Annotated in this window: 15 protein-coding genes; 6 read left to right on the plus strand and 9 right to left on the minus strand. The window is 51.7% G+C overall.

The features are described 5' to 3' along the window. Nucleotides 1-44 precede the first annotated feature (44 nt). From IR195_RS19595 to argE, 4 genes are read left to right on the plus strand one after another with little or no spacing between them, the layout of a single operon-like run. A complete protein-coding gene (locus tag IR195_RS19595; RefSeq protein WP_241006770.1) occupies nucleotides 45-1,010 on the plus strand; it encodes a Bug family tripartite tricarboxylate transporter substrate binding protein in 966 nt (321 codons plus the stop codon). A gap of 59 nt (nucleotides 1,011-1,069) precedes the next feature. Further along, on the plus strand, nucleotides 1,070-1,573 hold the full coding sequence (locus IR195_RS19600) for a tripartite tricarboxylate transporter TctB family protein (RefSeq protein WP_125752940.1): 504 nt from the start codon (nucleotides 1,070-1,072) through the stop codon (nucleotides 1,571-1,573). A gap of 25 nt (nucleotides 1,574-1,598) precedes the next feature. Next, nucleotides 1,599-3,071 carry a tripartite tricarboxylate transporter permease gene (locus IR195_RS19605; RefSeq protein WP_206048397.1) on the plus strand — a complete coding sequence of 491 codons (1,473 nt, stop codon included), beginning with the start codon at nucleotides 1,599-1,601 and terminating at the stop codon, nucleotides 3,069-3,071. Nucleotides 3,072-3,106: 35 nt separating this feature from the next. After that, complete coding sequence (gene argE, locus IR195_RS19610; protein WP_206048398.1) at nucleotides 3,107-4,294, plus strand: acetylornithine deacetylase; 1,188 nt, start codon at nucleotides 3,107-3,109, stop codon at nucleotides 4,292-4,294. Nucleotides 4,295-4,316: 22 nt separating this feature from the next. Here the strand turns inward: argE and IR195_RS19615 are convergent, their stop codons facing one another. Further along, nucleotides 4,317-5,309: a 2-hydroxyacid dehydrogenase gene (locus IR195_RS19615; RefSeq protein WP_125752951.1), complete on the minus strand. Its 993-nt coding sequence runs from the start codon at nucleotides 5,307-5,309 to the stop codon at nucleotides 4,317-4,319. Between the two features lie 966 nt (nucleotides 5,310-6,275). Next, a complete protein-coding gene (locus tag IR195_RS19620) occupies nucleotides 6,276-7,190 on the minus strand; it encodes an AEC family transporter (RefSeq protein WP_206048399.1) in 915 nt (304 codons plus the stop codon). A 106-nt stretch (nucleotides 7,191-7,296) separates the two neighbouring features. On the opposite strand from IR195_RS19620, the gene IR195_RS19625 reads away from it, so the two are divergent. Continuing rightward, nucleotides 7,297-7,800, plus strand: a complete 504-nt coding sequence (locus IR195_RS19625) for a hypothetical protein (protein WP_125752957.1) — start codon at nucleotides 7,297-7,299, stop codon at nucleotides 7,798-7,800. A gap of 5 nt (nucleotides 7,801-7,805) precedes the next feature. After that, nucleotides 7,806-8,414: an SCO family protein gene (locus IR195_RS19630; protein ID WP_125752961.1), complete on the plus strand. Its 609-nt coding sequence runs from the start codon at nucleotides 7,806-7,808 to the stop codon at nucleotides 8,412-8,414. Nucleotides 8,415-8,446: 32 nt separating this feature from the next. On the opposite strand, the gene IR195_RS19635 is transcribed toward IR195_RS19630, so the two are convergent. The 7 genes from IR195_RS19635 to IR195_RS19665 all read right to left on the minus strand — a co-directional run bounded on the left by IR195_RS19635 (nucleotide 8,447) and on the right by IR195_RS19665 (nucleotide 14,799). After that, a complete protein-coding gene (locus IR195_RS19635; RefSeq protein WP_206048400.1) occupies nucleotides 8,447-9,496 on the minus strand; it encodes an alpha/beta hydrolase family protein in 1,050 nt (349 codons plus the stop codon). Continuing rightward, nucleotides 9,497-10,177 carry a BamJ family beta-barrel-assembly machinery protein gene (locus tag IR195_RS19640; RefSeq protein ID WP_206048401.1) on the minus strand — a complete coding sequence of 227 codons (681 nt, stop codon included), beginning with the start codon at nucleotides 10,175-10,177 and terminating at the stop codon, nucleotides 9,497-9,499. Nucleotides 10,178-10,312: 135 nt separating this feature from the next. Continuing rightward, the gene (locus IR195_RS19645; protein WP_146942307.1) at nucleotides 10,313-10,756 is read right to left on the minus strand and encodes a universal stress protein; all 444 of its coding nucleotides are present in this window, start codon (nucleotides 10,754-10,756) and stop codon (nucleotides 10,313-10,315) included. 21 nt (nucleotides 10,757-10,777) lie between these two features. Further along, entirely contained in the window at nucleotides 10,778-12,061 is a 1,284-nt protein-coding gene (locus IR195_RS19650; RefSeq protein WP_089040259.1) for a TRAP transporter large permease, read from the minus strand. A 28-nt stretch (nucleotides 12,062-12,089) separates the two neighbouring features. Continuing rightward, on the minus strand, nucleotides 12,090-12,668 hold the full coding sequence (locus IR195_RS19655; RefSeq protein ID WP_125752970.1) for a TRAP transporter small permease: 579 nt from the start codon (nucleotides 12,666-12,668) through the stop codon (nucleotides 12,090-12,092). A 285-nt stretch (nucleotides 12,669-12,953) separates the two neighbouring features. Continuing rightward, entirely contained in the window at nucleotides 12,954-14,000 is a 1,047-nt protein-coding gene (locus IR195_RS19660; RefSeq protein ID WP_146942305.1) for a TRAP transporter substrate-binding protein, read from the minus strand. Nucleotides 14,001-14,226: 226 nt separating this feature from the next. Beyond that, nucleotides 14,227-14,799, minus strand: a complete 573-nt coding sequence (locus IR195_RS19665) for a TIGR02444 family protein (protein ID WP_206048402.1) — start codon at nucleotides 14,797-14,799, stop codon at nucleotides 14,227-14,229. Between the last annotated feature and the right edge of the window lie 3 nt (nucleotides 14,800-14,802).

A 14,802-nucleotide genomic window follows, 5' to 3' on the forward strand; every position in this document is an offset into this window, starting at 1 on the left:
AGCTATTCAATAACAGCTATACAACAACCATTGCGGAGACAAGTATGAAATTTACCTTTAGCTTAGCGGCGGCAACGCTTCTGGCTGCCTCCACTGCCTATGCTCAGAGCTACCCCTCCGAACCTGTCACGCTGGTCGTCCCTTATGGCCCTGGCGGTGCCTCCGACCTGGCTGGTCGTGCCCTAGCGGAGTCCGCTCGCGAATATTTAGGACAGCCAGTCACGGTCGTCAATCAAGCTGGCGCGGGAGGAATGACCGGCGCTCGCGATGTGACACAGGCTGACCCCGATGGATACACCCTACTCCTAGCCCGCGTGGGCATGGCCCTTTCACCAGCAGTAAATGAAAACAGCAGTGTTGATTGGGATGAATACACTTTCATCAGTCCGCTTGAAGCTACACCTATGATTCTTGCCGTGGCTGACGACTCACCCTATGAAAGCGTTGAGGATTTGCTGGAAGGCATCGAAAACGACCCAGGAGCAATGAGTTATGCAGCCTCTGGCGCCACCGCTATAGATGGCTTTACGGTGCAATCGCTACTAGCTGACGCGGAGATGGATCCGCTGACAGCGGCAACCTTAATTCCCTACCGTGGGGGCGGTGAACTCGCAACAGCATTATTGGGTGGACATGTTGATTTTCTCGCCATCGCGGCAGCGTCTCTGATGCCGCATATCGAGAGCGGCGACATGCGTCCGCTAATGGTGTTCTCACCAGAGCGCATGGAAGTGCTACCGGAAGTACCGACAGCTGAAGAGCTGGGTTATGAGCTAGCAGGGCAAGTAATTGGGTGGAGCGCTCTGTATGGCCCGCCAGATCTACCTGAAGACGTCATGAATACCTGGGCAGAGGTAATGGAACAGGTTGCTGACGATGAAATGTGGCTCAGTCGTGCTGATGACCGTGGCTCAATTTCTACTATTGGCAGCGCCGATATGGAGACTTATGCAAAGGAGCAATATGAGTTTTATCGCACCTTAGCAGAACAGTTTGGCTATCTGGAGTGAGTCAGCGTTAAGCACCACGTTGTCGTCACTGCATACATCTTTTCAGCACTGGAGGGGTCATGGGTATAACACGCGGTTTAGTTATTACGGCGCTGTTCGGTATCGTTCTGTTTTTACTGATACCAGCCTATGTGCCCCGCCCACGCTTTATCCCAGGGTTTGCGCCACCGCCTGATATGTGGCCACGCACGGTTTCTATGCTCGGTATGGCACTTGGCATACTGCTCGTCGGGCTGACTTTTTCACGCAAAACCGAAGCCATCGCTGACCCTGAAGATGCCAGCGCCATCCGCGGTGACACGCCACTTGTCACACTGCTCATTCGCTTCGGCTGGACGGTACTTGCCTTTGCGCTCTTTATCGGCTCAGTGATGCTGCTCGGTTTTTTGCTATCGAGCATTCTGCTATTAATGGCGATGCTGATATTGACGGGTTATTGGCGCCACAAAGTGGTGGCGGCCATCGTTGCCGTCGCACTCCCACTGGCTCTCTATCTGTTTTTCTCCAGCGCACTCAATACGCGTTTCCCTGTCGGCAGCCTTTTCAAGGCTATCGGTATTTAACCTACCGCGTATAGGACTGACCACTATGCTCAACGACCTGCTGGTTGCCTTCCAGGCGGTTGCCACCTTTGAAAATTTTCTGATCATGGCCGCCGGTATTTGGGGCGGTGTGATTATCGGCGCCATTCCCGGCATGACCGGTACTATGGCGGTGACGCTGGCGCTGCCCTTTACTTTTTATATGCAGCCGATCCCAAGTATCTTATTAGTCGTCGCGCTTTATAAAGGCTCAACCTACGGTGGTTCGGTATCCGCGATATTGATCAAGACGCCTGGTACGGCTTCGGCCGCCTGTACCACTCTTGACGGCTACCCGTTGGCTCAACAGGGCAAGGCAGGCAAAGCCCTCAACATGGCACTCTATTCGTCATGTACCGGGGATTTTATTTCCAACCTATCGCTGATTTTTATTGCCGCGCCACTGGCGCTACTCGCGCTGCGTATTGGGCCACCTGAATATTTTATGTTGATGATATTCGCGCTCACCACCGTCGCCGGGGTTTCAGGACGTTCACTGTTACTGGGGCTTGTATCGGCGTGTTTAGGGCTACTACTAGCCACCGTGGGCGAAGATATGTACGGCTCGTTCCGCTTTGATCTAACCGTGGATATGCAGAGTGGCCTTGCCGTTGCCCCCGTACTCATCGGTCTGTTTGCGATTCCTGAGCTGCTTAAAATTATTGTATTTCGCAACAATCAAAGCCATAAGCCCATGCAGTTGGGCGATAACCGCGTAACGCGAGATGAGCTGCGCCGATCCTTAAAGGCAATGCTAAAAGGCAGCATGATTGGTGTCGTGATGGGGGCCATTCCCGGCATTGGCCCCTCGGCAGCAGCGTTCTCCTCCTACGGGGAAGCACAGCGTAGCTCAAAGAATCGCGAGAACTTTGGCAAGGGCGAACTAGAAGGGATAGCAGCATCAGAGTCCGCCAATAATGGTTGTTGTGGCTCCACCATGATCCCTTTGTTAGCGCTGGGCGTGCCGGGCGATGTAATTACGGGTGTGATGCTGGGCGCTTTTATGATTCACGGCATGACCCCAGGCCCTATGCTATTTGAGAACAACCTTCATGAGGTTTACATGCTGTTTATTGGCATGTTGTTCTCTTCTGTTTTGCTGTTTGGTGCTGGTAAAGCAACGATGCGCTTTTTCTCGCATATCTCACGGATTCCCCCCGGCTTAATGGCGCCGATCGTGCTTGCTTTATGTGTCTTCGGTATTTTTTCGATCTCCAACAGTATGTATGACGTCATCGTACTGCTAGCGATGGGCATATTTGGCTTTTTCATGTTCCTGTTCGCCATTCCCGCCGCACCCTTCTTAATCGCCTTCATTCTTGGCCCGATGCTGGAAGAGAACCTACGTCGTGCCCTTGCGCTCTCTCGTGGTGATCCAAGCATTCTGGTGTCATCACCTATCACCTGGCTTTTCGCTTCGCTGGCGATATTCGTGGTGGTAGTGACGATTCGTCAGCAGCTTAAGAAAGCTTCGGCCTGAGCCAAAGATTCCCTTATTGCCAAGGATTTAACGCTATGCAAGCTAGTACTACGCTTAACACTCACCCACAGCTGGAAGCCGCAATATCTCACCTTGCGGATCTGATCGCTTACGACACAACGAGTGCGCACTCTAACCTTGAACTCATTCAGTATATTGAGAAGTTCTTCGCTACTCTTGGTGCTGAGGTCACTGTACTGCCGGATAAGAGCGGCGAAAAAGCCAATTTAGTCGCCCGTCTGGGTCCCGCCGACGTAGCCGGCATCGTCCTCTCTGGTCATACTGATGTGGTACCCGCCAATCCAAACAATTGGCAAAGCGACCCTTTCAGCATGGAGCAGCGCGGCAGTCGCTTGTTTGGACGGGGGACCTGCGATATGAAAGGCTTTGCAGCCTGCGTCATGGCGGCGGCACCGGCTTTCGCCAGCGGTGAACTGCGGCGCCCGTTCTATTTCTGTTTCTCTCACGATGAAGAGGTAGGCTGCCTGGGAGCGCCCGCCATCGCACGCTACTTGTCTGCGCTTAAGGTACCACCAGCCCTGGCAATTATCGGCGAACCCAGCGAGATGAAGCTGATCAACGGCCAGAAGGGCAAGATTGCAATGCGGGTAACGGTGCGCGGTGAAGGGGGTCACTCGTCCTTTTCCCCTCAACACGTCAATGCGGTGGAGTATGCCTCACGCATTATCACCATAATCGCCGAGCGATCACGACGATATGAACAAGAGGGCCCCTTCGACCAAGACTTTACCGTCCCCCACGCCACAACGCTGACCACCATAATAGAAGGAGGTGTAGCGACCAACGTCACCCCCGACACTTGTAGCTTTATCTTCGAGCTACGCAGCATTGATCAGAAAGCTGCCGCAACAGATATTCAAACGCTAATCAACGATATTGAGGCAGCCCTGCTCCCTGAAATGAAGCGCCAATCAGCAGATTCCGCTATTGAGTGGCAAGAGTTATTTGCTTACCCCGCCATGGGCGATGCCACCGGCAACGAGACATTTAAACAACTTGAACCTATTCTTCCCGAGCGTGGCGGCAAGGTTTCGTATGGTTCAGAAGGCGGCGTGTTCGAGATTGATGGTGGTATCCCCTCGGTGATTCTTGGGCCCGGCTCTATTCGCCAAGCCCATAAGCCCAATGAGTTCATAGAAATTGATCAACTTAACCAGTGCCTAGCATTCTTCGATGAGTTAAATACTTGGATGAAAGGATAGCGCCCGCATGGGTGGAGGTGGATTACTTGGCACTCACTCGATGTATGTCACCTTCGCCACTTTCAAAGGCATCAATATTCGCCAGTGTAGTCTCGGCAATATTGGTTAGCGCCTCGGTAGTGAAGAATGCCTGATGACCGGTAATCAGCACATTGTGAAAGGTCGTCAGGCGCATGAACTGGTCATCATCGATCACTGCGTGCGATAGATCCTCGAAAAATAGCTGCTCCTCCTCTTCGTAGACATCTAGCCCTAAGTGGCCAATTTTGCCGCTTTTCAGACCAGCGATCACCGCTTGGGTATCGACCACTCGACCGCGGCCAGTGTTGATCAGCATGACACCCTGCTTCATTTGCGCGATGGCCTTAGTGTTAATCAGGTGATCAGTATCGGGTGTTAAAGGGCAATGTAGCGAAATAATATCTGCCTGAGCATAAAGCGACACCAGCGGCACGTACTCCACAAACGGCTCAGCATTCGGGTTTGGAAAAGGATCGCTGGCAACTACTCGGCAGCCAAAGCCATGCATGATATTGGCAAAGATCAAGCCAATCTGCCCAGTGCCAATCACGCCCACGGTTTTGCCATGCAGATCGAACCCCAGCAGTCCGTCCAGGGAAAAGTTGCCCTCGCGCACTCGGTTGTAAGCGCGATAGGTCATGCGGTTCAGGCTTAACACTAAGGCCACCGCGTGCTCTGCTACGGCATGAGGCGAATAAGCGGGCACCCGCACCACGGTAATTCCCAACCGTTCGGCCGCCGCCAAGTCAACATGGTTAAAGCCCGCCGAGCGCAGTGCGACCAATCGTATGCCGCTAGTGTGTAGCTGCTCTAAAACATCCGCATACAGATGGTCATTTACAAAAGCGCATACAACTTCAAACCCTTTCGCGAGAGGCGCCGTATCGACGGTCAAGCGCGCATCAAAAAAGCTTAATTCGTGTCGATTCGAGGCATTAGCACGAGTAAGGAAGGTTTCGTCATAAGGCTTAGCGCTAAAAACGGCAACCCGCATGGCATGTCTCCTGGCTCTGGATAGATGATCAGCATAGGCAATTCGCCTATTGTCTGCCCAAACGTCACAAGAGGTATTCACCGAGATCAAAGAAAGATGCCGCTATAAAAAAATCCGCTCCAAGAGGAGCGGCAAAAGACCGTGACTAGCAAGGAAAGAGAGGCCAGGACCAGAAACTGGCGCTGGTCTTTGCAATAGCGTCGTGGTTGCCAATGTTCCAGCAAACACAGCCACTAGAAAAAAAGAAAGCCGCTCCAAGAGGAGCGGCAAAAGACCGTGACTAGCAAGGAAAGAGAGACCAGGACCAGAAACTGGCGCTGGTCTTTTCAATAGCGTCGTGGTTGCCAATGTTTCAGCAAACACAGCCACTAGAAAAAAAGAAAGCCGCTCCAAGAGGAGCGGCAAAAGACCGTGACTAGCAAGGAAAGAGAGACCAGGACCAGAAACTGGCGCTGGTCTTTGCAATAGCGTCGTGGTTGCTAATGTTTACGGCCACTAGAAAAAAGAAAGCCGCTCCAAGGGAGCGGCAAAAGACCGTGACTAGCAAGGAAAGAGGAACCATGACAGGAAATGGCGCTGGTCTTTGTAATAGCGTCGTGGTTGCCAATGTTCCAGCAAACACAGCCACTAGAAAAAAAGAAAGCCGCTCCAAGAGGAGCGGCAAAAGACCGTGACTAGCAAGGAAAGAGAGACCAGGACCAGAAACTGGCGCTGGTCTTTGCAATAGCGTCGTGGTTGCCAATGTTTCAGCAAACACAGCCACTAGAAAAAAGAAAGCCGCTCCAAGAGGAGCGGCAAAAGACCGTGACTAGCAATGAGAGGGAGAAACCATGACAGGAAACTGGCGGTTTCTGTCGTGGTTGCCAACGTCTCATTAAACGCTGACAATCACAATATAATCATTCTCATTTACCACGTCAACCTAAATGCGAATACTTTTTATTTATTTTTAAGAAAGTTTTTACGCTATCCAACCAGCTGCAACCAAACGGGCAACGTCAGCATCGCTAACAGCGTCTGGCCGGTAATAATTGCCGCCATAAGTTCTGCATCACCTCCTAACTGCCGAGCAAGAATGTAAGCAGAAGTGGCGGTAGGCAGCGCCGCAAACAGTAGCGCCACATCACGGCTGATAGGGTCCAGCCCCACCAGCCACGCCAATAACAGCACCACCGCAGGCATTAACAGCAGCTTGATGCTATTCGTCGCTATCACGCCACGATCAAGCCGTAGCAGTGCTGCAGGGCGCAGCGCCACACCCACGGCAATGAGTCCTAACGGCAGCGCCGCACCACCCAATAACCCGACTGTAGCTTCGCTCCAACCGGGCAAGCCAACCCCCGAAAGATTGAGTCCGATACCTGCCAGACAGGCCAAAATCAGCGGATTTTTAGCCAGTGCGAGGGCACTTTGGCTAAGACTTCCACTGCCCAGCGTCCCTGCCGCGACAAAGCTTGCGACACACATTACGTTCACTACCGGTACCATAAGTGCCACCGCCACCGCGGCGGTAGTCGCCCCCATGCTGCCATGCAATGCGGCGGCGCCCGCGACACCCACGTAGGTGTTAAAACGCACGGCGCCCTGGAACACCGACGTGAACGCCGCAGGCGTTAAGCCTAGGTAACCACGACAGCGCCATAGCAACAGACCTAATCCTCCCATCGTGCCGAGCAATACCAACGCTATACGCCCAACCGGTACTTGGCTGACATCAGCAGTGGCCAGGGTGCCTATCAGCATGGCTGGAAATAGCACAAAGTAGATCAAACGCTCCGTTTGCGGCCAAAATGTAGCACTTGGCCAACGGCCATAACCAATGGCAGCGCCCAGTAAAATCAATAAAAACAGTGGCCCAAGTGCGCCTGTAATGCTCTCCATTGTTATTCCTTGTTAACTGCGACATCCCAGCACAGCGACATCCGTGCGATTACTGTTACCATGAAACTAACTTCCATCTTACGGCCTGCGTAGTGACCATTCTGCCATGAAGAACTTTTCTAAACCTGGCTACTTTACGGGTTTTCCAGCACTGAAAGTGCTTATCCTCATCACTGGCATCTCACTGGCCGCCTGCACGTGGTACGTGTTTGCCAATTGGCTACGCGATGATGGTGATATTGCCTGGTTTACACCGGATGCCAACTGCAACCTACACACCAGTACTTGCTCAGCTGTTCTGGGCGATAAAGGCCGCCTAACACTTACCGTTGATGCCGATGGCCGTATCGATGCGCTGGATATTCTGCCACTGGACGTAGAGGTCGAGGGTCTCAACCCAAGCCATGTGACGATCGACTTTATCGGACGTGACATGGATATGGGCTTACACCGTTTTGGATTAACCGCCACTGCGCCTGGGCACTTCCATGGTCAAGGACAAGTGGGTATCTGCACGCAAGACGTGATGCCTTGGCGAGCACGGGTTATCCTGGAAACACCGGAAGGCAAGTTGGGCAGTTGGTTCGACTTTGACGTGATTAGGAGTTAGTACGTATGGCCGCTAAACCAAACAATCGTAAAGCACTCTGGCTGGGGCTAGTGCTAATACTTGTCTTACTGACCATTTCGGCGATCGGCCTTTACCAATTTGCCTTCCAGCCTAACCGTGATGACGTGACGGGGGGACCAATAGAAATGCCGTCTACTCAAGGCGATTTCTCTCTCTCCCAACTAGACAAAGACGACATTGCGATTGTTTCATTTGGCTACACCTACTGCCCAGACGTTTGCCCAATGAATCAGGCCGTTAAACGTCAGGCGCTGGCTCAGCTAAGCGACGCGCAGCGTGAACGCGTGGTGCCAATAATGATAACGGTTGACCCTGAACGCGATACGCTGCCACGCATGGAAGAGTATATGCGGTTCTTTGGTGAGACGTTTATTGGCTTGGTGGGTAGTCAAGAACAGCTGGAAGATGTAGCAGCCCGCTATGGTGTGATTTGGCGGCGAGTAGAGGCACCCGATTCAGCAATGGCCTACACCATTGACCATAGCGCCTCGCTTTTCTTGGTTAACCGCAACGGTGAGATCTTACAGAGAGTACTCTACTCCCCAGCACCACACGGCTTAGTGTCAGCGCTGGAGAATGAGCTAGGTAGCTAGTAGAAATACGTGGCGAAGTGTCTAAATTGGAATTAAGGCGTGCTTTGTAGGTGCTCAAGCATTGCCATTAGCGCTCTGGCTTGAGTGCCATCACGCGTGTCATGCAGCGGGTTGAGCTGCCAAGTACTTTCGGCAAAGCCCCACCAGTCCCAACATCCCTGAGGATTGGCCATACTGCTGTCCGCCTGCGGGTATAGCACTACTTGACCGTGGTCTGCTGCCCAGCGGTTTAAACCGCTGTAGCGTACAAACGTATCGCCAATGGCGTCCACGCTCATTTGACAACCATGCAACGCGATTGTGACAGGGCAGCCCCCCGCCTCACACACCTCAGGAATAAACAGATACCCCACATCAGCCAAGCCCTTAACAGCGAACTCCGACTGATCAAAGGCAATCACCTCACCCTCGCTAGCATTAGCCTCACGTTCAGGGTAAAGCCATGAGAGCAGATCGCCAGCCACGTCCTCATCACAAGCAAGCACATGGCTATCACCACCCTGGCGACAGTCGCCAAGTGTTTGGGGGCTAGCGCTGGCCTGCTTCGGCAATTTTATGGGCCAGCCATGGCCTGTGTGCTCACTGCGCACGAAACGCAGCTGTTCTGAAGACGCCAACCAGCGCTGCCACTGTTCTGCTAACAAACTCCCCAGCTCAGGAGAAACCGTGTCATCTTCAGCACCGTGCCATACATAGGCACGCAGCTGGCTTAATGCATCGCGCTCACCCACCTGCTCCAGCGATTCGTAACGCTCGCGCCGATGGTCCAGCTCATCCAAGGACGGCAACCCACGGCGGATGCTCATACACTGGTTAAGCGCCAAACTGAGCTCGCCCTGGGCACAGCTCCAAGGACCCGCCGCTAATACACCTACACCGCTAAAGCGCTCAGGCCAAGCAACCGCCAACTGTGCGGCCATGTAGCCGCCAGAAGAAACACCTACCACGCTCGCGTGATCGCCCGCTGCGTTTAGGGCAGGTAAATTACCCGGCACGGTATCGGCTTCAGCGTGAACAGCCGCGCTACCCAGCAGCAACAGCGCGCCCAAAAAACAAGATGTAGCAGCGGCGGAACGTATCATTTACTCGACGCCTAACAGTTCAACACGGAACGTCAGCATTTCATTTGGGCCAATAGGGCCTTGGCCGCCTTCACCATAAGCCAGCTCAGCAGGGATATATAGCATCCAGCTGTCGCCAACGCTCATCAGTTGAAGCGCTTCCTGCCAGCCTTCAATGACTTGATTTACCTGGAAGCTCACCGGCTGACCACGCTCAAAGGAGCTGTCGAACACAGTGCCGTCCAACAGCATGCCTTCATAGTTCACTTCAACGGTATCTTCAGCGCCAGGCGTTGCGCCATCACCAGACTCAAGCACCTCATACTGCAAGCCAGACTCAGTCACTTCAACTTCTTCACGTTCAGCGTTTTCCGCCAGATAAGCTTGGCCTTCCTCTAAATTACGCTGTGCAATTTCAGCGGCTTCTTGCTCCCGCTCAGCCATAGAGCGCTGCTGGAAAGCAACCAGCGCCTCCATCATTTCTTCCTCGCTTAACGCCAGCTCTTCGCCATCAAAAACATCGCGCATGCCGTCCGTAAATGCATCAAGGTCAAGATCTTCAATATCGACCTGCATGCTCTCACCTAGGGTGACGCCCAAGCTATAAGCAAGGCGCTGCTCGTCGGTTTCAGGAGCTGCGGCCGCGAAAGGAGCAACCAGTAACAAACTCGCCAAAGCAGTGGAAGAAAACGATACTTTCATATAAAGAACCTTATCCAACGGCGCATTGCGCCAAATGTTTGAGTACCTTAAAGACTAACACCCGTCATCCCAGGCTGCATTACCTGAGAGAACGGGTGTTAGTAAGACCGCTATTAAGTTCAGTAGTTTGGTGTCTTAAACGACCAATGTGGGACAGTGTGCCGCACCCGCCACGCGCTGGGAGACACTCCCCAACAGCAGATTTTTCTCGCCGTTGGTTCCTTGAGCACCGATCACGATTAAATCGCACTCCCTCTTGCGGGCAAAGCGCACGATAGTTCGCGAGGGGCGGCCACCTTTCACAAACGCCCTTACCCGCGTACTGTCTGCGCCCATCTCTATGGCGTAGGCTTTAGCGTGTACAGCAATTTCCGTGGCGTACTCTTTCAGCGCATCGTCAGGCAAATCCAGTTTATTCGGCCTCACCATAGAAAGCGATGCCTCCAATAAACTATGGTGCTTAAATACGCACAGCAAATAAAGCTCGGCACCGGTGAGCATATGCAGGCCCACCGCTTTCTCCAGTGCGTTAATTGCCCCTTTCGAGCCATCTACGGGAATTAAAATGCGATTAAACATCCGCGTTCTCCTTGTGACTGCTTAGCGGAAGGCAATATCACGCAAGAAAAGCGCAATTTGCGGGAACATGATCAGCAGCGCCGCCGCTAAAATCAGCATAAAGATAAAGGGCGGTGTGCCTTTGATGACTTCCCAGTAAGGCCGCTTAAAGATCGCAATCGCGGTAAATATATCGCAGCCAAAAGGTGGGGTCGCCGAACCGATGGCTACCTGCAGCGTAATCAAAATACCGACCAGAACAGGGTCCAGACCGGTCGCTGCAATCGCCGGAGCGAAAATGGGCGTAAGCACCAGAATGACCACAATCGGGTCAACAAACATGCAAGCGACAAAGAAAGAGATGCAGATTGCAATCAGTACGCCAGTCGGCCCAGCTTCATTGACACCTACCGCTTCCAAAATCATTTGTGGAATCTGCGCGAACGAAATTATCCAAGAGAATCCATTACCAACAGCGACTAATATAAACACCACTGCGGTAATTAAGCCGGTGGATTTAGCAATCGCATAAATATCGTTCATTTTGAGCGAACGGAATACCACAAACTCAAGCAATACGGCATAGAGCACACAGGCTGCAGCGGCTTCTGTCGGGCTAAAAATACCTCCGTAGATACCGCCAACAATAATGACCGGAAAGCCTAGCGGCCACAGTGCTTTTTGCACCGCTACAGCACGCTCTTTCCAGCTAGCGCGGGGTTCGGTAGGCACGCCTTTTACCACAGCGTAAACGATGCAATAAACCGAGAACATAAACAGGATCAAAAGCCCTGGCCCAATACCCGCAATAAACAGCTCGCCAATGGATGTTCCTGAAATAACCCCGTAGATGATCATGCCAATACTTGGGGGTATCAAAAAGGCAATATCACTCGCGTTGATAATCAGCGCCAGTGTAAATGGGTCAGAGTAGCCCGCTTTTAGCATCTTGGGCCGCAGTGGAGAGCCCACCGCGACTACGGTTGCCTGGGTAGAACCAGAAACCGCGCCAAACAGCGTACAGGAGGCCGCCGTACTGACCGCAAGACCGCCTTTGATATGACCGATAAAGGACATCACCATATCAATTAAGCGATTTGCCGACTGGCCGCGCGTCATAATATCTGCCGCTAATATAAACATCGGCACCGCAATCAACGAAGCAGGCCGGATACCCGCCATCATCTGTTGAATCAGCGTATCCATCTGGCCGAAGCCATTAAACATCATATAAAAGCCAATCACCGCTGCCGTGATCAGCGGAATCATCATAGGAAAGCCCAGCAGCAGCAGGGCAATCATGGTGACTACCATTATCGTCGTCATAGTGTTCCCCTAGAGTGCAAGCCCTGCTTTACACTTCTGTTTCGGTGTCTTTGTAACCATCAACTACCCCTGTCGAGAGATATACATCCCGAGAGGTAAGGTTTTTAATTGCCGTTAACAGGTACTGAATGCCCGTAATGAGAAAACCTATAGGTACCCAGATATAAATGATCCAAATAGGTAATCCGAGTGACGGCAACACGCGCCCCTTGCTTTGAAGGTCGAGGATATACACCACGGAGTAGTACAGTAGGAAAAACATAACGAGAGAGGTAAAGAACGCAATGCCTATCATCAGCACCTTACGTCCCCCGACGGGCAAAGCATCGTAGATGGCTGACATACGAATATGGCGCCCATGTCGAGCAGCGTAGCCAATACCCGCAAAGGTAATCATAATGATCAAAATACGGTTTAATTCTCCTGAAAACATAATGCTATTGCCGAATACAAAGCGGGCAATAACATTAGTGACCGTATTCAGCGCCATTAGCAAAACCCCCATCGCCAGTATGACTGACTCGATTTTGCTAATTGCAGTGTCGATCACGCCCAATATGCCAGGCAAACCAGAGCTGTAATTCTTTTCGGATTCTTCTTCGGTCATGGCCGATCTCCTCTTATGCAGCGTGGCAGCTAACGATTAAAACCTAGTGCTTACTCTTTCACTGACCACCGAACAGAGCGTGTCCAGCCTTACTCATTTTGTAGCGTAACGGTTAATAACTCTTTCCGCTTCAACGCTGGATGTACGTAAATTTTTCTGTCTTTTAAGCAAGGAAACGCGGTTTTTTTGTTAAGTGGCTGTCAGCACCGGGCAACGTATAAAAATAAAAAAGGGGCAGCGCTGGCTACCCCCTAGGTGATTTACCGTTAAGTACGGAACGGTGAATTACTCGTTAGTTACCGCTTCGAGATCAGCTTTAAACTGCTCCAAAAGCTCAGCACCCTTATCACCTGTCATCTCTAAGAAGGCTTCTTCAACTTGTGGAGCACGGTCACGGAAAGCCTGGATTTGCTCTTCATCCAAACGCGTCACGGTGACTTCATCCGAAGCTTCTTGGATTTTAGCTAATGCCTCGTCGGCTAGCCCTTTAATGTGCTCGATTGTGTGATCATAGGCAGCATCAGACGCTTCCTGCACTAGCTCCTTATCTTCATCAGACAAGCCATCATAGAAGTCTTGGTTGGCCATCATGGCAGTAGTAAACCAGCCGTGGCCTGTGAAGGTAAGGTGAGGCGACACTTCATATAAACCGCCGGACTCGATCCAGAAAATCGGATTTTCTTGTCCGTCGATAATGCCGGTTTGCAGACCACCATATACCTCGCCCCACGGCAACGGTGTCGGCGTTGCGCCAAAGGCGTCATAAGTTTCTGAAAGCAATGGGTTCGTCATGGTACGAATTTTCTTGTTATTCATATCTTCCGGCGAGCTGATCGGCTCGTCGGTGGTCACGACCATTTCACCTTCAGGGTACATCTTCAGCAGCTCAAGGCCTTGCTCGGCGTAGAGCTCAGGGAACATCTCGTTGATGGCCTTACTCTCATCAAAGAAAGTCAGGACCGTATCTTCATCTGTTGGCAGCAGGTAAGGAATAAAGAAGATTTGCGCTTCTGGAATTAGAGAACCGGTGAAACCAGGTGACTGGTTTACGAACTGAAGAATACCGTTTTGGGTCTGCTCCATAATGTCGTCAGATTCACCTAACTCACCAAAACGATAAACCTGAACACTGTGATCTGAATTCTCTTCAATATAGTCTTTGAATGCGTGAGCAAACACATCCTGGACATCGCCTTCGTACTCTTCGTGTGCGTAACGCCAGTTATCTGCTTGGGCAGCTGTGCTGAGACCAAATAGCAGTGCACCAATGCTCGCCGTCGTCATTAACTTTGTCGTTACTGAACGAGTCGAAATTAACTTGCTTGCCTTCATGCAGAGTTCCCCTAGCAGTGGTAAGCGCGCTATGCGAGTGCGCCAATATTTAATTTTTGTATAATGCGTGCCGCTCTTAAACGCTCTGTTAGTTGTCAGTGACTTTAGAATAACTATTCATAAAATCATCATTCATAAAGCTATCTTTTTGAATACATTTAGAAACAGTTACACAAGCAATAACAACCTTAAAACACGCGTTATTCAAAAATAGCCTAATTTCAGGCTAGCGCGGTCGCTCGTAGTGGTCAAGCCGTGTCGCTAGCATAGTAATCGCCTCTCTAACACTCTCGCGCTCGGGTTGCACAACTACTTGATCAAACGCAAATTCATCAGAAAACAGCTTATCTTGCAGCCATTGTGCAACATCTTGCTTACTTATGGCGCAGTTTATTAACCGCTGGTTAAGCTCTGACGCCTGCAATATCCAGTGCTGCCAGCGTTGAAGATTCTCACGCTCAGCCTGAATCTCGGCCTGCTGCAGCGTCTTTCGCAACTGGGCAATGCCCTCACTTTCTGCGGCTTGTGGCTTAAGATTACGACGCAACTGCCGCAAAACAGCCGTGACCGATTGCTGCCAACGCTCCCGCGCTTTGCGCTCCATTGACAACGCACTAGGCGTTACCTGAAGACCGTAGTGGTAGAGCCAGCTATGCACGAGAAGCTCACAAACATCGACCCCGGCACTATCCTGCAGAACAAGACATGCTTGCTCGACTTCGGGCTGGGCATAAAATGTCAGCGCAAAATCCCATAGTGGAGCCTGTTGTAAGCGCTGGAATCGGTTAGAATCGAACATTGA

The organism is Vreelandella venusta, assembly GCF_015689495.1.
Classification (GTDB): domain Bacteria; phylum Pseudomonadota; class Gammaproteobacteria; order Pseudomonadales; family Halomonadaceae; genus Vreelandella; species Vreelandella venusta.